Origin of the sequence: Mycobacterium europaeum (genome assembly GCF_034555895.2) — a bacterium.
GTDB lineage: Bacteria > Actinomycetota > Actinomycetes > Mycobacteriales > Mycobacteriaceae > Mycobacterium > Mycobacterium europaeum.
Genome location: NZ_CP157315.1, coordinates 362036 through 379167 on the forward strand (window position 1 = coordinate 362036; position 17132 = coordinate 379167).

At 68.7% G+C, this 17132-nt stretch carries 15 protein-coding genes and 1 pseudogene; 8 read left to right on the forward strand and 8 right to left on the reverse strand.

Annotated elements, in window-relative coordinates:
- The first annotated feature begins 27 nt into the window (after positions 1-27).
- Complete coding sequence (locus U8D42_RS01910) at positions 28-2298, forward strand: ATP-dependent DNA ligase (protein ID WP_322859435.1); 2271 nt, start codon at positions 28-30, stop codon at positions 2296-2298.
- Positions 2295-4232 (forward strand): fumarylacetoacetate hydrolase family protein, encoded by a 1938-nt coding sequence (locus U8D42_RS01915; protein WP_322859434.1) that lies wholly within the window; start codon positions 2295-2297, stop codon positions 4230-4232. The genes U8D42_RS01910 and U8D42_RS01915 overlap by 4 nt, the downstream gene beginning before the upstream one ends.
- Here the strand turns inward: U8D42_RS01915 and U8D42_RS01920 are convergent.
- The gene (locus tag U8D42_RS01920) at positions 4229-5146 is read right to left on the reverse strand and encodes an SAM-dependent methyltransferase (protein ID WP_085243303.1); all 918 of its coding nucleotides are present in this window, start codon (positions 5144-5146) and stop codon (positions 4229-4231) included. The two genes, U8D42_RS01915 and U8D42_RS01920, sit on opposite strands and share 4 nt — an antisense overlap.
- 75 nt (positions 5147-5221) lie before the next feature.
- On the opposite strand from U8D42_RS01920, the gene U8D42_RS01925 reads away from it, so the two are divergent.
- On the forward strand, positions 5222-6028 hold the full coding sequence (locus U8D42_RS01925) for an enoyl-CoA hydratase/isomerase family protein (protein WP_431523818.1): 807 nt from the start codon (positions 5222-5224) through the stop codon (positions 6026-6028).
- Positions 6029-6040: 12 nt separating this feature from the next.
- On the opposite strand, the gene U8D42_RS01930 is transcribed toward U8D42_RS01925, so the two are convergent.
- The 4 genes from U8D42_RS01930 to U8D42_RS01945 all read right to left on the reverse strand — a co-directional run bounded on the left by U8D42_RS01930 (position 6041) and on the right by U8D42_RS01945 (position 10339).
- The gene (locus U8D42_RS01930) at positions 6041-6907 is read right to left on the reverse strand and encodes a TIGR03619 family F420-dependent LLM class oxidoreductase (RefSeq protein WP_322859433.1); all 867 of its coding nucleotides are present in this window, start codon (positions 6905-6907) and stop codon (positions 6041-6043) included.
- 89 nt (positions 6908-6996) lie between these two features.
- Positions 6997-7761, reverse strand: a complete 765-nt coding sequence (locus U8D42_RS01935; RefSeq protein WP_322859432.1) for an STAS domain-containing protein — start codon at positions 7759-7761, stop codon at positions 6997-6999.
- Positions 7762-8201: 440 nt separating this feature from the next.
- Complete coding sequence (locus U8D42_RS01940) at positions 8202-9188, reverse strand: DUF4873 domain-containing protein (RefSeq protein WP_322859497.1); 987 nt, start codon at positions 9186-9188, stop codon at positions 8202-8204.
- A gap of 242 nt (positions 9189-9430) precedes the next feature.
- On the reverse strand, positions 9431-10339 hold the full coding sequence (locus tag U8D42_RS01945; protein WP_322859431.1) for an AurF N-oxygenase family protein: 909 nt from the start codon (positions 10337-10339) through the stop codon (positions 9431-9433).
- Positions 10340-10457: 118 nt separating this feature from the next.
- Here U8D42_RS01945 and cobF point away from each other — a divergent pair, with 118 nt between their 5' ends.
- The 4 genes and pseudogenes from cobF to U8D42_RS01965 all read left to right on the forward strand — a co-directional run bounded on the left by cobF (position 10458) and on the right by U8D42_RS01965 (position 12873).
- Entirely contained in the window at positions 10458-11213 is a 756-nt protein-coding gene (cobF, locus tag U8D42_RS01950; RefSeq protein ID WP_085243309.1) for a precorrin-6A synthase (deacetylating), read from the forward strand.
- A gap of 5 nt (positions 11214-11218) precedes the next feature.
- A pseudogene (locus tag U8D42_RS01955) lies at positions 11219-11413 on the forward strand (DNA-formamidopyrimidine glycosylase family protein); the annotation flags it as partial.
- Between the two features lie 201 nt (positions 11414-11614).
- Entirely contained in the window at positions 11615-12082 is a 468-nt protein-coding gene (locus U8D42_RS01960; protein WP_244275225.1) for a zinc finger domain-containing protein, read from the forward strand.
- A gap of 41 nt (positions 12083-12123) precedes the next feature.
- Complete coding sequence (locus U8D42_RS01965) at positions 12124-12873, forward strand: SDR family oxidoreductase (RefSeq protein ID WP_322859430.1); 750 nt, start codon at positions 12124-12126, stop codon at positions 12871-12873.
- 1 nt (position 12874) lies between these two features.
- Here U8D42_RS01965 and U8D42_RS01970 read toward each other — a convergent pair whose 3' ends face one another.
- Positions 12875-14194 carry an oxygenase MpaB family protein gene (locus U8D42_RS01970; RefSeq protein ID WP_322859429.1) on the reverse strand — a complete coding sequence of 440 codons (1320 nt, stop codon included), beginning with the start codon at positions 14192-14194 and terminating at the stop codon, positions 12875-12877.
- A gap of 92 nt (positions 14195-14286) precedes the next feature.
- Here U8D42_RS01970 and U8D42_RS01975 point away from each other — a divergent pair, with 92 nt between their 5' ends.
- Positions 14287-14862, forward strand: coding sequence for a TetR/AcrR family transcriptional regulator (locus U8D42_RS01975; protein WP_322859496.1), 576 nt, complete (start codon positions 14287-14289; stop codon positions 14860-14862).
- 6 nt (positions 14863-14868) lie between these two features.
- Here the strand turns inward: U8D42_RS01975 and pgi are convergent, their stop codons facing one another.
- Positions 14869-16533 (reverse strand): glucose-6-phosphate isomerase, encoded by a 1665-nt coding sequence (gene pgi, locus U8D42_RS01980; protein WP_322859428.1) that lies wholly within the window; start codon positions 16531-16533, stop codon positions 14869-14871.
- A 50-nt stretch (positions 16534-16583) separates the two neighbouring features.
- Entirely contained in the window at positions 16584-16871 is a 288-nt protein-coding gene (locus U8D42_RS01985; protein WP_085243315.1) for a chorismate mutase, read from the reverse strand.
- Between the last annotated feature and the right edge of the window lie 261 nt (positions 16872-17132).

Below are 17132 nucleotides of genomic sequence, written 5' to 3' on the forward strand. Positions count from 1 at the left end.
CCTGATCAAACGCGTAAGTTGACTCTCATGGCACCGCGGGTGAAGCTGACCAACGCCGACAAGGTGCTCTACCCCGCCAGCGGGACCACGAAGCGCGACGTCTTCGATTACTACACCCGGATCGCCGAGGTGATGATTCCCCACATCGCGGGGCGCCCGGCCACCCGCAAACGCTGGCCGAACGGCGTCGAGCAGGACGCCTTCTTCGAAAAGCAGCTGGCCGCCTCGGCCCCCGACTGGCTGCCGCGCGCCAGCGTCACCCACCGGTCCGGGACCACGACCTACCCGATCATCGATACCCCCGAGGCGCTGGCCTGGATCGCGCAGCAGGCCGCGCTGGAAGTGCACGTGCCGCAGTGGCGGTTCGTCGCCCAGTGGACGCGGAGCAAGGCCGAGGAACTCAAGCCCGGCCCGGCGACCCGATTGGTCTTCGACCTCGACCCCGGTGAAGGCGTGACCATGGCCCAGCTGGCCGAGGTGGCCCATGCCGTGCGCGAGCTGATCGGCGGGATCGGGCTGACCCTGTTCCCGCTCACCAGCGGCAGCAAGGGCCTGCACCTCTACGCGCCGCTGGCGGAACCGGTGAGCAGCAAGGGCGCGACCGTGTTGGCGAAACGGGTTGCCCAGCAACTGGAAACGTCGATGCCCAAGCTGGTCACCTCGACCATGACCCGCAGCCTGCGGGCGGGCAAGATTTTTCTCGACTGGAGCCAGAACAACGGATCCAAGACGACGGTCGCACCGTATTCCCTGCGTGGACGCGAACACCCGACGGTCGCCGCGCCGCGCACCTGGGCGGAGATCGACGACCCGGCGTCGCTGCGCCAACTGCGCTACGACGAGGTGCTGGCCCGGGTGGCGCGCGACGGTGACCTGCTGGCGGCGCTGGACAACGACGTCGCCGCCCCGGACCGGCTGACCAAGTACCGCAGCATGCGGGACGCGTCGAAGACTCCGGAACCGGTGCCCCGGACGAAACCTGAGACCGGCCAAGGCAATACGTTTGTCATCCAGGAGCACCACGCCCGCCGGCTGCACTACGACTTCCGACTGGAGCGCGACGGCGTGCTGGTGTCGTGGGCGGTGCCGAAGAACCTGCCCGAAACCACGTCGGTGAACCACCTGGCGGTCCACACCGAGGACCATCCGCTGGAATACGCCACCTTCGAGGGCAGCATCCCCAAGGGCGAATACGGGGCCGGGAAGGTGGTCATCTGGGACTCCGGCACCTATGAGGCGGAGAAGTTCGATCAGTCCGCCGAAAAAGGGGAGGTCATCGTCAATCTGCGCGGCAGCAAGGTCTCCGGCCGCTACGCCCTGATCCAAACCAAGGGTGACCAGTGGCTGGCGCACCGGATGAAGGACCAGAAGGTCTTCGACTTCGACGCAATAGCGCCCATGCTCGCCTCCCACGGCTCGGTCGCCGGCTGCAAGGCGAGCCAGTGGGCGTTCGAAGGCAAGTGGGACGGCTACCGGCTGCTGGTCGAGATCGACCACGGAAACCTGCGGGTACGGTCGCGGCGAGGCCGGGAGGTCACCGACGAATACCCCCAATTACGCGCTCTGGCCGCCGATCTCGCCGACCATCACGTGCTGCTCGACGGGGAGGCGGTCGTTTTGGACGACTCCGGGGTGCCGAGCTTTCATGCGATGCAGAACCGGGGCCGCGGCAGCCGCGTCCAGTTCTGGGCGTTCGACGTGCTCTACCTCGACGGCCGTTCGTTGCTGCGGGCCCGCTACCAGGATCGCCGAAAACTGTTGGAGACGTTGGCCAGTGGCGGCGGCCTCATCGTGCCCGAGCTGTTGGCGGGGGACGGGAAACAGGCGCTGGAGCACTCACTCGAGCACGGCTGGGAGGGCGTGGTCGCCAAGAGACGCGACTCCACCTATCAGCCCGGCCGACGCTCGGCGTCCTGGATCAAGGACAAGAATTGGAACACCCAGGAGGTCGTGATCGGCGGCTGGAAGGCCGGCGAGGGCGGGCGCAGCAGCGGCATCGGCTCGCTGCTGATGGGCATTCCGGTCGACGGTGGCCTGCACTTCGCCGGGCGCGTCGGCACCGGGTTCACCGAACGTGACCTGGCGAACCTGAAGAAGACGCTGGCCCCGCTGCACACCGACCGGTCTCCCTTCACCCCGCCGCTTCCGCGCACCGAGGCCAGGGGCGTGACGTACGTCGAGCCGGTGCTCGTGGGCGAAGTGCGGTACAGCGAATGGACCCCGGATGACCGGTTGCGCCAATCGAGTTGGCGTGGGCTGCGGCCGGACAAGGAACCGAGCGAGGTGGTGCGCGAATGAAATGGGTGACCTACCTTGACGCGGACGGCGAACGCACCGGGGTGCTCGCCGGCGACGTCATCCACCCGATGCCCGCGGGCGTGACGCTGCTCGACCTCATCGGGCGCGGCGCCGACGGATTGCGTGCGGCCGGCGAGGAGGCGCTGCGCGCCCCCGTCGCCACAGTGCCCGTGGCCGCGGTGCGGCTCCTGGCGCCGATCCCGCGTCCGCCGTCCATCCGCGACTCACTGTGCTTCCTGGATCACATGCGCAACTGCCAGGCCGCGCTGGGCGCCGGGCGGACGCTCGCCGACACCTGGTATCGGATACCGGCGTTCTATTTCGCTTGCCCCGCAACGGTTTTGGGCCCCTACGACGACGCCCCCGCCGCCCCTGGAAGCGCTTGGCAGGACTTCGAATTGGAGATCGCCGCGATCATCGGCACCGGCGGGCGGGACCTGACCGTCGACGAAGCCGAGCGCGCCATCATCGGCTACACCATCTTCAACGACTGGTCCGCGCGCGACCTGCAGCAATTGGAGAGCCAACTGGGCATCGGGCAGGGCAAGGGCAAGGACGGCGGCGTGACCCTGGGCCCCTACCTGGTGACGCCCGACGAGCTCGAGCCGTACCGGCGGGGCGGCAGGCTGGACCTGCGGGTGACCGCCCTGGTCAACGACGCCGTCATCGGCACGGGGTCGACCGCCCAAATGGACTGGACCTTCGGCGAAGTCATCTCCTACGCCTCCCGGGGCGTGACGCTCGCCCCGGGCGACGTCATCGGCTCCGGGACGGTGCCGACCTGCACGCTCGTCGAGCACCTCAACCCGACGGCGCTGGACTCTTTCCCCGGCTGGCTGCACGACGGCGACGTCGTCACGCTCCAGGTCCAGGGGCTCGGGGAGACCCGACAGACCGTGCGCGCCAGCCGCGCGCCGCACCCGTTGGCCGTCCGGCGCAACCCGGACGCCCCGCCCGCCCCACCGCGGGTGAACCGGGCGGCCGCCAAGGTGCCCTACACCCGCGGTCTGCACGAGGTCGCCGACCGGGTGTGGGCCTGGACCCTGCCGGACGGCGGCTACGGATGGAGCAACGCCGGGCTGGTCGCCGGCGACGGGGCGTCCCTGCTCGTCGACACCCTGTTCGACCTGGCGTTGACCCGCGAAATGCTCAGCGCGATGCGGAACATCACGTCGTCGGCGCCCATCACCGACGCGTTGATCACCCACTCCAACGGCGATCACACCCACGGCAACCAGCTGCTCGATCCCTGGGTCCGGATCATCGCCGCGCGGGGCACGGCCGACGAGATCGCGCACGGGATGGCACCCGAGATGCTGGCGATGGCGCAGACCGCGAACCTGGGCCCCGTCGCGACCCCTTACACCCGGGACCGCTTCGGGCACTTCGACTTCAGCGGCATCACGGTGCGCAACGCGGATCAGACGTTCGACCGCGAGCTGACCATCGAGGTCGGTGGGCGGCGCATCGACCTGCTGAACTTGGGTCCGGCGCACACCGCCGCGGATTCGGTGGTCCACGTGCCCGACGCCGGTGTGCTGTTCGGCGGCGACCTGCTGTTCATCGGCTGCACCCCCATCGTGTGGGCCGGCCCGATCGCCAACTGGATCGCGGCGTGCGACGCGATGATCGCGCTGGACGCGCCGACGGTGGTACCCGGCCACGGCCCCGTCACCGACCCGGACGGAATCCGCGCTGTGCGCGGCTATCTCGCGCACGTCGCCGAACAAGCCGAGGCCGCCTACCGCCGCGGGCTGTCGTGGTCCGAGGCGGCCGACACCATCGACCTCGATGAGTACGCGAGCTGGCTGGACGCCGAGCGCGTCGTCGTCAACGTCTATCAGCGGTACCGCGAACTCGACCCGGAGACCCCGCAGCTGGAGGTGATGGCCCTGCTGGTGATGCAGGCCGAGTGGCTGGCCAGGCGCGGCTAGAGCCGCACCGCCCGGACGAATTTGATCGTGGCGGCCGGGACCTGCTCCGCGGCGGGCCCCAACTCCGGCAGCCCGGCGGCGGAGAACAGGTCGGTGAGCCGGGATTCGGTGGTTTCCCAACCGTTTTCGTGCAGGTGCGCGGCGACGTCGGTGTGCTCGCCGGGATACGACAAGCTGGTCAGGTCCATGTCGAGTCCCTGCTGTCGCCAACCCTCGGTCGCGAGCCGGGCCTGCTCGCGGGCCGCCGGCGACGTGCCGGTCACCGTGCCGTAGTCGGCGGCGAACCGGCTGCCCTCGGCCGACAGCGGGATGATGGAGTCCAGCAGCCGCACCTCGGCCTCCGGCGGGAGCCATCCGATCAGCACGCCCTCGGCCAGCCATGCCGTGGGGTGGGCCGGATCGAAGCCCGCCTCCTGGAGCGCCGCCGGCCAATCGTCGCGCAGATCGACGCCGACCTCGCGGAGCTTGGCGGTCGGCGCCGCCCCGATCTCCGACATCGTCGCCGCCTTGAACGCGATGACCTCGGGCTGATCGATTTCGTACACGATCGTCCCGATCGGCCAGCGCAGCCGGTAGGCGCGTGAATCCAGCCCCGAGGCCACGATCACCACCTGGAGCAGCCCCGCCTGCCCGGCTGCGGCGAAATAGTCGTCGAAATACCGCGCGCGGGCGGCGAACGTGTCGACCATCCGGGGGAACCCGACGCTCCGCTCGAGGTCGTCGGGATCGAGCTCGCCACTGGCCAGCCTGGTGAACACGTCCAAGCCCACGGCGCGCACCAGCGGCTCGGCGAAGTCGTCCGTGATGACCGGCTGCGGACGCTTGCTTGCGGCGGCCCGGGCGGCGGCGACCATGGTGGCCGTCGCCCCCACGCTGTTGGCCAGGTCCCAGCTGTCACCTTCGGTTCGTGCCATGGCTTCTCCTTCGATGTGGCGGCCAAACCACGGTATGCCCCGTCGGTGAAATCCGCGTCGCCTACCGTTTCTGCCATGCCCGCAGTGGAATCCGAAACCGTCGAAGACGGCATCGCCCGCATCACCCTGAACCGGCCCGAGCGCCTCAACGCCATCGACGGCGCGTTGATCGACGGCGTGGACCACGCCTTGGACACGCTCAGCGGCGGCGAGTTCAGGGTCGCGATCCTGACCGGCGCCGGACGCGGATTCTGCGCGGGGGCCGACTTGAGCGGCACCGGCGAGCCGTGGACCAGGCCGAGGCCGTCGACCCCGGCGTTCAAGGTGAACTACGACTCCCAGGTCCGCCTGGCCGACCTGTTCACCCGGATCTACGAGCTGCCCATTCCGGTGATCGCCGCCGTCAACGGGGTGGCCGTCGGGGGAGGGCTGGCCTTCGCGCTGGTGTGCGACATCCGCGTCGCCTCCGACCAGGCGCGGTTCTCCTCGGCGTTCATCAAGGCGGGCTTCTCGTCGATGGACATGGGCACCAGCTACCTGCTACCCAAGATCGTCGGTGCGGGCGTGGCGCGCGAACTCATGCTGACCGGCCGCATCATCGACGCGGCCGAGGCCTACCGCATCAAGCTGGTGCACGAGGTGGTGGCCCCCGACGACCTGATGCCGGCCGCGCTGAAGGTGGCCCGCTCGATCGCCGCGAACAACGCCTACGGCGTCTGGCAGACCAAGATCGGGCTCAACGCGGCACTGGATGCGCCCAGCCTGCGGCATGCCATCGAGATCGAGAACCGCACCCAGATCCTCACCGGCTTCACCAACAACCCGGTCGAGGCGGCTAAGGCGCACCGGGAGAAGCGAGCCCCGAAGTGGGATCCGCTGTGACGGTCAGGGAGGTCAGACCTTCGCGATGACGTTCTCGGCGAACATCTCGAGGTTGCGGATCTTGTTCTCCAGCGGCTCGGTGTCCGTGCCCTTGATGTAGGGGATGCGGAAGCCGACGATCGCATCGGTGACGCCCTTGTCTTCCAGGCGTTTGATGCCGTCCACGGTGTAGGCGTCGGCCGAGATGACGTGAATCTGGAAGGGCCCGGTCTTGCCGGCCTCCTCGCGATACCGCTTGAGCTTGGCGATGAGCGCGTCGAGTTCCTCCGGGTCGCCGCCGCCGTGCATCCAGCCGTCCAGCCGGGCCGCGCGGCGCAGCGCCGCGTCGGCATGCCCGCCGATCAAGATCGGGATCGGCTGTGTGGGAGCCGGCGTCATCTTGGTCTTGGGGATGTCGTAGAACTCGCCGTGGAATTCGAAGTAGTCGCCGCTCGTGAGGCCCTGGATGATTTCGATGCATTCGTCCATGCGCTTGCCGCGCCTCGCGAAGGGCACGCCCAGCAGTTCGTAGTCCTCCGGCCAGGGGCTGGTGCCGACGCCGAAGCCCACCCGGTTGTTGGTCAGTGCCGCCAGCGAACCGATCTGCTTGGCCACCAGAGCCGGCGGCCGGATGGGCAGCTTGAGGACGAAGAAGTTGAAGTGCAGCTTGGTCGTCACCGCGCCCAAGGCCGCCGTCAGCACGAAGGTTTCGATGAACTCCTTGCCGTCCAGGAACTCGCGGTCCCCGTCGGGCGTGTACGGGTACTTCGAGTCCGACTCGAAGGGGTAGGCGATGCTGTCGGCGATCGTCATCGCGTGGTACCCGGCCGCCTCGGCCGCCTGGGCCAGCGGGATGTAGTACCGGTGATCGGTCATCGCCTCCGCGTAGGTGAACCGCACGTCATCTGCCTTCCTGGAAACGGGTCGTGACACGAGATTAGAACGTGTTCTAGTTCTACCCGTGCCCGGGTTCCCAGCACAATAAGGCGTCAGAGCTGGTTTTCGGGGCCGATCACCGCCCACACCGTCTTGCCGGCCGCGGTGGGGGTGTTGCCCCACGCGCGTGAGAGCGCGTCGACGATCGCCAGGCCCGACACGTCGATGCCGTTCGCGGGGGGCGGCAACCGCAGGGCCGGGGCGTGGCTGCTGTCGGACACGGCGATGGTCGCCGTCGTGCCATGGCTCTCGATCCGCACCACGGGGACGCTCGCGGTGTGTTCCAGCACGTTCTCGACGAACACGTTGACCACCACCAACGCGACCGGGATGAGCGTGGATTGCGACCAGGCGGTGAGCCACTCGCGGACCAGGCGGCGTGACTCGCGCAGGCTGGTCAGGTCGGCGGGCAGCTGCGCGTCGGCGCGGCGCACGGCACGCCGGCTCTGCTGGCTGAGCGCCTTCGTCGCCGCCTTCTCGGTCGCGTACACCGGCATGAAGTAGGCGGCGCCGTTGCGGGTGATCGCCTCGCGTGTCCCGCGGTGCGCGCACACCAGGACAACCGGAACATGGGGATTGGCGCGGATCTGCCAATACGCACCGATGAACGTCGACGACGCCGAGTCGTCGAGCACCTTGAGGCCGGAGATGTTGACGATGACGGCGGCGGGCTCGTCCAGGGTGGCCTGCAGGATGTGGTCACGCAGCGCCGCGGAGTTACCGGTGTCGAGGACGCCGTCGACGGTCAGGATGGCGACCGATTGGTCCGTCCGCGTCGCGACGGCCAGTGAGCTGGGGGATTCAGCCACCGAACTCACCAGCGTGACCCCGTCCCCGTCGGGGGCCTAAAGCGTCGAGGCGCTCGGATCGCCGGCCGGATCCGCGATCGGGGAGGCATCACAATCCGGCTTCCCAGCGGGGTCCTGTCCGGTTCCATCGCTGCTCCTCGAATCGCTGGCGGGCCAACTGCTTGAGTATCCGCCCTCAGCGACAAAAGTCGAATGCGGGTCGAGCGGCCTGCAAGCCGCCCGAATGCGCAGCCCACCAGGGACATGTCCCGGACGCGCGCGGCGTGCGGCGCGGTAGGAGTGAGGCGCGTGCCCGTCCCCACCCGTTCGAGGCCCCCGCCTCTACCGCACCGAACCTGACGTTCGAATCTGCTGCGCAGCACGCGCATGTCCCGAAGTTACCACCCTCCGGTGGTCCGAACGCCTGATTACGCCCGCAAGCGGTTCGATGAGCAGCGCAAAGGGGCCGGTCAGGTGGGCGCGTACGGCGGGGCGCCCACCCCGGCGACCGAGTGCGTTCCCCACGGCGTCCGCTCGACGATCCGCGCGGTGGCGGTGCGCCGGCCCACCGTCAAGGTCGCGGTCCGGGTTTGCCTGAGCGTCTCGTCCGGCAACGGCCGCGACGGCGAACCGAACAGCGTCCCCTGCCAGTGGTAGCGGCCGTCGATGGGGTCGAGGTGGCCGGTGAGCCGGACTCGCACCGGATGGGTGCCGCCGGCGATCTCCAGCGTCGCCGCGCCGTCATAGGTGTCGTCGCGTTCGGGTGCGGCCGAGGACAGGTCGAAGGCGGACGCCACCGGAGGGGCCTGGTCGGTTGTGAGCCGGGCGCGTTCGTTGAACACCCGCAGGCTGCTGGCGCGCACCTCGATGCGGCCGCTGGCCGTGCGGTCCATCAGCCGGAGGCACTCGGCGATGTAGCGCGCCTGAGCCTCCGTGTCCGGCCCGGTGAGGAAGAAGTAGTTGGGAAAACCGCGAACCGCCACCCCATAGAACGGCTCCATACCGTCCTGCCAGGCCTGCCGGATGGTCACCCCGCCGGCGGCGACGAGCGTCCCATCCGCCGGCTCGTCGGGGACCGAGAAGCCGGTGCCGTAGACGATGGCGTCGACGTGGTGGTCGACGCCGTCGCGGGTGCGGATGCCCGACGCCGTCACCGCCTCGATCGACGACCCGGCCACCGTGGCCGACGGGCGCTCGGTGGTCGGCGCGATGCGCCGGCGCAGCCAGCGCTTGGCCCGCGTCGACCACAACGGGATTTCCGTGATCGCCCGGCGCGGTGCGTGGGCGAAGACAGTGACCGACGCCGCCGCCCCGATCAGCCGGCCCAGGTGGTGGCCGGCGTTGGCGTCGGTGCCGACGACCGCGACGCGTTGGCCGGTCGGATCGAAGTCGAGGGGCCACGCGGCCGCGTGAAACGATTCGCCGCGGAAGTCGTCGCGGCCCGCGATGTCCGGCAGCCAGGGGACGAACGGCGGCCGGCCGGCGGCGACGACGGCCCGCGCGCGCAGGCCCTCGCCGCCGGCCGTCGTGAGCTGCCAGGTGTCGGTGCTGTCGTCGAACCTCGACCGGAGGTCCGCGGCCGGCCCGTCGAGAACCGTGAAATCGGTGACCCCGGCGGTCAGCAACGCCGACCGAGCGCCGGGGTGCGCGCCGACGATGGCGACGGGGTGGCGGGGCACGGCGGGGTCGCGCGGCCGCGTCACAGAAACCTGCTGCGCTTCCAGCCGCGGCGGGCGATGGGCCCCAGCAGGCCCACCTCGGTCAGGAACGCCGCCAACGGCGCGAAACCGGAGACCTGCATGTCGCGGCGATGCGGGCTGGTCCGCGCGATCCGCCGCGCCCGCTTCGGGTCCAGGCCGGTGCGCGCATACGGGATCGGGTTGCTGAACAGGTAATTGAAGAAGTAGCCGCCCAGCCCGTTGATGTTGGCCATGAACCAGCGGTTGAACCGGGGCATCTCGGCGACGCGCTTGCGGGCGCCGTCGCGGGCGAACTGGATGTGGCGCGCCTCCTCGGTGACGTGAATCCGCATGAGGCGCTGGATGATCGGCTGCAACTCCGGGTCGTCCATCATCTGCCGTTGCAGCGAGTCGAAGATCTCCTCCCCGATCAACGCGGCCACCCACAGCATCGAGCCCCGCTGGAACGCCAGCGGAAGCGCGTTGATGATCATCCGGTGGAACAGCCGCGGCCGCACCGGCTTTGCGCCGATGCGCTCGATGGCCTTGCCGAACATGACCATGTGGCGGGTCTCGTCACCCAGCTCGGTCAGCTTGTAGTGGGTGGAGGAGCTGGTCGGGTCCTCGTGCAGGATCGTGCGCAACAGCGACTGGTTGAGCATGTTCTCGAACCAGATGCCGGCCGAGAGCGTGTTGACCAGCTCCTGGCGGGAGAGCTCGATCTGTTGTTCGCGGGTCATCTCGTCCCACATCGGCGTTCCGTACAGCGACACCAGCCGTGGCGGCAGATAGAACTTGTCCGGGTCCAGCGGCGCATCCCAGTCGATGTCGACGACGGGTTCGTAGGACTTTTTCACCGAGCCCTTGAGCAGGCGGTCGGAAAACTCCTCACGACTTGGCCCGCTCGATTTGACCGCAGTGGTGGTCATCGCTGGCGTCCCTTCATTGGGTCCTGCAGACGGTACCCATGGTACTGGGTACTTTCGGCCCCGACTAGGCCCTCTAGGTTGCAATTCGGCAAGCTGATTCGCGTCACGAGGAGGGTTCTTGGGCCGGCACATCCACGTCATCGGCATCGGCGCCGGCGATCCGAACTACCTGACCGTCCAGGCGATCGACGCGCTCAACGACACCCAGGTCTTCTTCGCGATGGACAAGGGCGAGGCGAAGAGCGACCTGGTGGAGCTGCGAAAGCTGATCTGCGCCCGGTTCATCCGCGAGCCCGGCTACCGCTTCGTCGAGCTGCCCGACCCCAAACGGTCGGCATCCCCCGACTGTGGGGCCGGCTACCGCGAGGCCGTCTCGGACTGGCACGCGGCGCGGGCGCGGCTCTGGGCGGCGGCCATCGCCGAAGAGCTGGGCCCCGACGGCGTCGGCGCCTTCCTGGCCTGGGGTGACCCCTCGCTGTACGACAGCACGCTGCGCATCCTGGACGCGGTCGCGGCCGAGCTCGAGTTCACCTTCGACGTCATCCCGGGCATCACCGCGGTGCAGGCGCTGACGGCGCGGCACCGCATCCCGCTCAACGAGGTCGGCGAACCCGTCCTCATCACCACCGGCCGGAAGCTGCGTGAGCAGGGGCTGTCCGGAGCGGCCGTCGTGATGCTCGACGCCGAGTGCTCGTTTCAGGCGTGCCCGCCCGACACCGAAATCTGGTGGGGCGCCTACCTGGGCACCGCCGACGAGTTGCTGGTGGCGGGCACGGTCGGCGAAGTCGGCACCCGCATCGCGGAGCTGCGGGCCCAGGCGCGGACGCGGCACGGCTGGATCATGGACACCTATTTACTCAGACCGGCAGACTGAAGGGCGTGCCCGAACTGCCCGAGGTCGAAGCGCTGGCCGACCACCTGCGCCGCCATGCCGTCGGCTTGACGATCGGCCGCGTCGACGTCGCCGCGCTGTCCGTGCTCAAGACCTTCGACCCGCCACCCAGCGCGCTGCACGGCCAGCCCGTGACCGGGGCCCACCGCTGGGGCAAGTACCTCGGGCTGCAGGCCGGGGAGCTGTTCCTGATCGCCCACCTGTCGCGGGCGGGCTGGTTGCGCTGGTCCGAGAAGCTGGCCGCGGCGCCGCTGCGCCCCGGCAAGGGGCCGATCGCGCTGCGGGTGCACCTGGGCACGCCCGGCGAGGCGCCCGGCTTCGACCTCACCGAGGCCGGCACCCAGAAGCGGCTGGCCGTGTGGCTGGTCGGCGATCCGCAGTCGGTGCCCGGGATCGCCGCCCTGGGCCCGGACGCGCTGGACCTGAGCGTCGACGATCTCGCCGGCGTGCTGGCCGGCAACACCGGGCGGATCAAGACGGTCATCACCGATCAGAAGGTGATCGCCGGCATCGGCAACGCCTACAGCGACGAGATCCTGCACGTCGCCAAGATCTCCCCGTTCGCCACCGCGGGCAAGCTGACCGACGACCAGCTCACCACCCTGCACGACGCGATGGTGTCCGTCCTGCGCGACGCGGTGAGCCGATCCGTGGGGCAGGGGGCCGCCACCCTGAAGGGGGAGAAGCGTTCCGGGCTGCGGGTGCATGCGCGCACCGGGCTGCCCTGCCCGGTGTGCGGGGACACCGTGCGGGAAGTCGCCTTCGCGGACAAGTCTTTTCAGTACTGTCCGACGTGCCAGACCGGCGGTAAGGTGCTGGCCGACCGGCGGCTGTCGCGGCTGCTCAAGTAGGCGGCCGCCCGAGACTCGACACCTGTCGATATGCTGCCCGGGTGACTCGTCAGAAGATCCTCATCACGGGCGCCAGCTCCGGTCTGGGCGCCGGCATGGCCCGCGCCTTCGCCGCCAAGGGTCGCGACCTGGCGCTGTGCGCCCGGCGCACCGACCGCCTCGACGAGCTGAAAGCCGAACTGTCGCAGAAGTATCCGGGTATCAAGATCGCCGTCGCGGCACTGGACGTCAACGACCACGAGCAGGTGCCGAAGGTGTTCGCCGAGCTCAGCGACGAGCTCGGCGGCATCGATCGGGTCATCGTCAACGCCGGCATCGGCAAGGGCGCGAAGCTGGGCTCGGGAAAGCTGTGGGCGAACAAGGCGACCATCGAGACCAACCTGGTGGCCGCGCTGGTGCAGATCGAGACCGCGCTGGAGATGTTCGGAAAGAGCGGATCGGGCCACCTGGTGTTGATCTCGTCGGTGCTCGGCAACAAGGGGGTGCCGGGCGTCAAGGCCGCCTACGCCGCCAGCAAGGCCGGGCTGAGCTCGCTGGGCGAATCCCTGCGCGCCGAGTACGCCAAGGGCCCGATCAAGGTTTCGGTCATCGAGCCCGGTTACATCGAGTCGGAGATGACGGCCAAGTCGAACAGCACGATGTTGATGGTGGACAACGAGACTGGCGTCAACGCGCTCGTCGCCGCCATGGAACGCGAGCCCGGCCGCGCCGCGGTGCCGTGGTGGCCGTGGGCGCCGCTGGTGCAGGTGATGCGGGTGCTGCCGCCCCCGCTCACCAAGTGGTTCGCCTGAATTAGTGCGGCACCGGCGTGTAATGCTCTGCGTCGCTGGTGAACTCGGGTTTTCCGTAGGTCGCCAGCCGCAGCTTGAGGAGCCCGATGACGTAGGCGTCGGTGATGTCGGCAAGCACGGGGATGCGGCTGGCGTGGCTCACGGCGGTGAAACGCCCGATGATGAACGGTGCGGTGAGGGCCACGCGGATGAGGTCCGTCGGGCCCATCGAGACGCCCATGGCTTCGGCGATCTCACGGTTTCCATTGCAGAAGGTGCGAACGAAAGTGAGCTTGCTGAAACTCTTTTCGACCGCTTCGGCGCAACGGTCGAACAGCGTGGTGTCGGGACGCAGGTAGGCCGCCATCGTTCCGCGGACCAGCTCCTGGCAGATGCTGTCGAATCCGTCGCGCAGCAGTGCCGAGCGCGCGTGCATGACGTGAATGATGTCGGCCGGTTCCGCGGGCAACAGTTCTTCCGGTAGGCCGAGCAAAAAGCAGCGATACCTGGCGAATTCGACCACGGCGCGCTCCTCGGCGGTGAACTCGGTCCGGCCCTGTTGGCGCGCCTTGCGGGCCAGCAGGTACTGGCCGATCATGCCGGCCGGCATCTGGTCGACCTGTGGGACGGGCATGCCGTACACGGCGGCGTCCCACTTGTCGGATTTCTTCAGGGCGTTGTAGCGGACCATCGAGTGCATCAGCCGGACCATGGCGGCCGCCTCGAAACCCGGGCCGAAACGGTCCAGCGCACCGGGCAGGGTGGTGACGGCGAAGAAACTGGCGGTTTCGTTCACCCGGCGGGCGGCCCGCCTGCCCGAGAGTGCGCCGGTCAGTGCCATCGGCAGCGCGGCGTAGGTGTTGGTGAAGGTCGCGATGAAGGCGCCTCGCGTGATGAAGGGGGCCAACAGCGCTGCGGGGATTCGCTCTTGGCGGGCGCCCTCACGGACCAGGTCGAAGTCGATCCACTCCGGGGTGGCCTCCATGGCGGCGATGAACGAAACCAGTTCGGGGGGTGCGTCCGGCACCGCCTCGATTCCTGCCCGGCAGGCCGTCTTGAGCATGTCGATCAGGTGGGCGACGCTGTGCGAAGCCATCAGCGCCGCATAGGGATCGGCGACGACGTCACCGAGCAGGGTGGCCGTGCTCATCAGCTCGACCACGCGGTCGTCTTCCAGGATCGGTGCGCGCTCGGCGATCCAGGCGGGCAGGGCCGAGTCGACGTCCGGCTCCGTGGCCAGGCGATCCGGCTGCCGGTCGAAGTCGAAGTCTCCATACAGGTCGGGCTGCAATTCGCGCTGGCTGCGGACTCGCTCGGCGAGTTCGGGGTAGTACGTGACCATCGCTGCCTCTCATTTACTAACACTTCGTGAGTAATACTCACAAGGTGTTAGTTATGCTGTCAAGCATGAGTGCGGGCAACCCGAAGCGGCGCATGACCGCCGAAGGCCGGCGCGAGCAGATCCTCGATGTCACGCATGCAATCGTCGACGCCGAGGGGTTCCACGCGGCCACGCCGAACCGCATCGCCGAGGCGGCGGGCATCAACCGGTCGTTGATCTATCAGCTGTTCGGTGACCGGGCGGGACTCTTCGTCGCACTGATCGACCGTGAGGCCGCCCGGGCCGGCGCCCAGTTCGCCGAGGCGGTCTCGGGGTTGGATGCCGTCGGCGAGGACCAGTCGCTCGTCGTCGCGTTCGACGGCGTGCTGGCCGCGGTCGACGCCCACCCGGCCACGTGGCGACTGTTCCTGTTTCCGCCGCAGGGCGCGCCACCGGAGTTGTATGCGCGGCTGGCTCAATCGCAGGCCGTCGTGCTGGAGTTCTTCGTCACGGAATTGCTGCGCATCAATCCCGGAGTGCATGACCCCGAATACACCGCGCGGATCCTGCACGCCGCCGGACGCGAACTGTTGCAGCTGCACCTCAGTGAGCCGCAGACCGCGACGGTGGAACGGTTGCGCACCTTCGTACGGCGGTTGGGCTCCGACGTGATGAGCCGCGCGGGGTGAGGGCTGTCAGCTGGTGCGCCCGCGCTCGGCCCGGTAGCGGCGGACCAGCGCGTCGGTGGAGCTGTCGGATTGCGGCGCCGGCGAGGCGTCGGACGTGATCACCGGGAGCAGCGCCTTGGCCTGGGTCTTGCCCAGCTCCACGCCCCATTGGTCGAACGAGTCGATGCCCCACACGACGCCCTCGGTGAAGACCTGATGCTCGTAGAGCGCGATCAGCTGGCCGAGCACCGACGGGGTGAGCCGGTCGGCCAGGATCGAGGTCGACGGCCGGTTGCCCGGCATCACCTTGTGCGGCACGACGTCGGCCGGCGTGTCTTCGGCGGCGATCTCCTCGGCGGTCTTGCCGAACGCCAGCACCTGGGTCTGGGCGAAGAAGTTGCTCATCAGCAGGTCGTGCATGCTGCCGGTGCCCTCGACGGTGGGCAGGTCGTCGAGGGGCTGGCTGAAGCCGATGAAGTCGGCCGGCACCAGCCGGGTGCCCTGATGCAGCAATTGGTAGAAGGCGTGCTGGCCGTTGGTTCCCGGTTCGCCCCAGAAGATCTCGCCGGTGTCGGTGGTGACCGGGGTGCCGTCGGCGCGCGTCGACTTGCCGTTGGATTCCATGGTCAGCTGTTGCAGATAGGCCGCGAACCGTGACAGGTCGTTGGAGTACGGCAGCACCGCCCGCGACTGGGCGCCCATGAAGTTGGAGTACCACAACCCGATCAGCCCGAGCAGCGCGGGCGCGTTGGACTCCAGCGGCGCCGTCCTGAAATGCCGGTCCACGATGTGGAACCCGGACAGGAAATCGGCGAAGGCCGCCTTCCCGATGGCCGCCATCACCGACAGGCCGATCGCCGAGTCGACCGAGTACCGGCCGCCGACCCAGTCCCAGAAGCCGAACATGTTGTCGGTGTTGATGCCGAAGTCGTCGACCAGCCGTTTGTTGGTGGAGACGGCCACGAAGTGCTGGGCCACCGCGGCGTCGCCGAGCGCGTCGGTCAGCCAGCGCCGCGCCGCGGTCGCGTTGGTCAGGGTCTCCAGCGTGGAGAAGGTCTTGGACGCGACGATGAAAAGCGTTGTGGCGGGATCCAAGTCGGCGAGGGTGGCGATGAGGTCTGCCGGGTCGACGTTGGAGACGAAGCGGGCCGAGATGCCGGCGTCGGCGTAGTGGCGCAGCGCCCGGTAGACCATCACCGGACCCAGATCCGACCCGCCGATGCCGATGTTGACCACGGTGCTGATTCTTTTCCCGGTGGCCCCGGTCCATTCACCGCTGCGTAACCGGTCGGTGAAGTCGCCCATCCGGTCCAGCACGGCGTGCACGTCCTTGACGACGTTGCGGCCGTCGACGATCAATTCGGCGTCGCGGGGCAGCCGCAGCGCGGTGTGCAACACCGCCCGGTCCTCCGACACGTTGATGTGCGCCCCGGCGAACATCTGGTCGCGGCGCTCTTCGAGGTTAGCTGTGCGCGCCAGATCGATCAGCAGCCGCAGCGTTTCTCGGGTGATGCGGTGTTTGCTGTAGTCGATGTAGAGGTCGCCGACCGAGACGGTGAGGTCGCGGCCGCGGTCGGGATCCTCGTCGAAGAACTGGCGTAGCTGGGTCGCGCCGATCTCTTCGTGGTGCCTGCGCAGGGCATCCCACGCTGGGGTGGCGGTGATGTCGGGGAGGCGTTGCACGGAGGTCATAGTTCGACCCTAGTGACGGTCGCGCGCGCGGTGAAGCCGGGCGCAGCGGGTCAGTGACCGAGCCGGCCCCTGCCCAACCGCAGCAGCAGGATCGCCAGGTCCTTACCGTCGGGACCGAGCTCGCTGTAGCGTTCGATCACCTTCATCTCGCGGCTGTGGACGAGCCGCGTGCCTCCGGACGCCATCCGCGCCTTGCCGATCGCCTGGGACACCTCCGTGCGCCGCTTCACCGCGGCGAGGATCTCGGCGTCCAAGCGGTCGATCTCGTGGCGCAACTCGTCAATGCTCAACTCGTCGGCGTCGGCGGTCTCTGGGGTTTCCACCGTCTCAACCTTCATCTCTGCTAACTCCGCATTCTCGGGATGTGGGGGTTGTGGTCTCGTCCGGTTTCGGGCCTCACAAAGAGACGAGCCCCGATCTCCGGAAGCGGACCACGGGGCTCTGACGAAAACAGCTAGACCACGGGGACCGCTAACCGGTACCCGTAGAAAAATCGGCGGCAGTTCGGGAGGGAGAGCTGCCGATGGGACTGCGCGTCGAGCACAAAACGAGTGTGCCATTAAAAACAGGCCCGGCGCAAAAACGCGTTCGCGAGCTGG

What these genes read in the sequence shown, in the direction of transcription:
- U8D42_RS01970 (WP_322859429.1), bottom strand. Translation starts at nt 14,194, where the DNA reads ATGGTCACGTACTACCCCGAACTCGCCGAGCGAGTCCGCAGCCAGCGC.
- U8D42_RS01945 (WP_322859431.1), bottom strand. Translation starts at nt 10,339, where the DNA reads ATGACCACCACTGCGGTCAAATCGAGCGGGCCAAGTCGTGAGGAGTTT.
- pgi (WP_322859428.1), bottom strand. Translation starts at nt 16,533, where the DNA reads ATGACCTCCGTGCAACGCCTCCCCGACATCACCGCCACCCCAGCGTGG.
- U8D42_RS01915 (WP_322859434.1), top strand. Translation starts at nt 2,295, where the DNA reads ATGAAATGGGTGACCTACCTTGACGCGGACGGCGAACGCACCGGGGTG.
- U8D42_RS01910 (WP_322859435.1), top strand. Translation starts at nt 28, where the DNA reads ATGGCACCGCGGGTGAAGCTGACCAACGCCGACAAGGTGCTCTACCCC.
- U8D42_RS01985 (WP_085243315.1), bottom strand. Translation starts at nt 16,871, where the DNA reads ATGAAGGTTGAGACGGTGGAAACCCCAGAGACCGCCGACGCCGACGAG.
- U8D42_RS01975 (WP_322859496.1), top strand. Translation starts at nt 14,287, where the DNA reads ATGACCGCCGAAGGCCGGCGCGAGCAGATCCTCGATGTCACGCATGCA.
- U8D42_RS01925 (WP_431523818.1), top strand. Translation starts at nt 5,222, where the DNA reads ATGCCCGCAGTGGAATCCGAAACCGTCGAAGACGGCATCGCCCGCATC.
- U8D42_RS01920 (WP_085243303.1), bottom strand. Translation starts at nt 5,146, where the DNA reads ATGGCACGAACCGAAGGTGACAGCTGGGACCTGGCCAACAGCGTGGGG.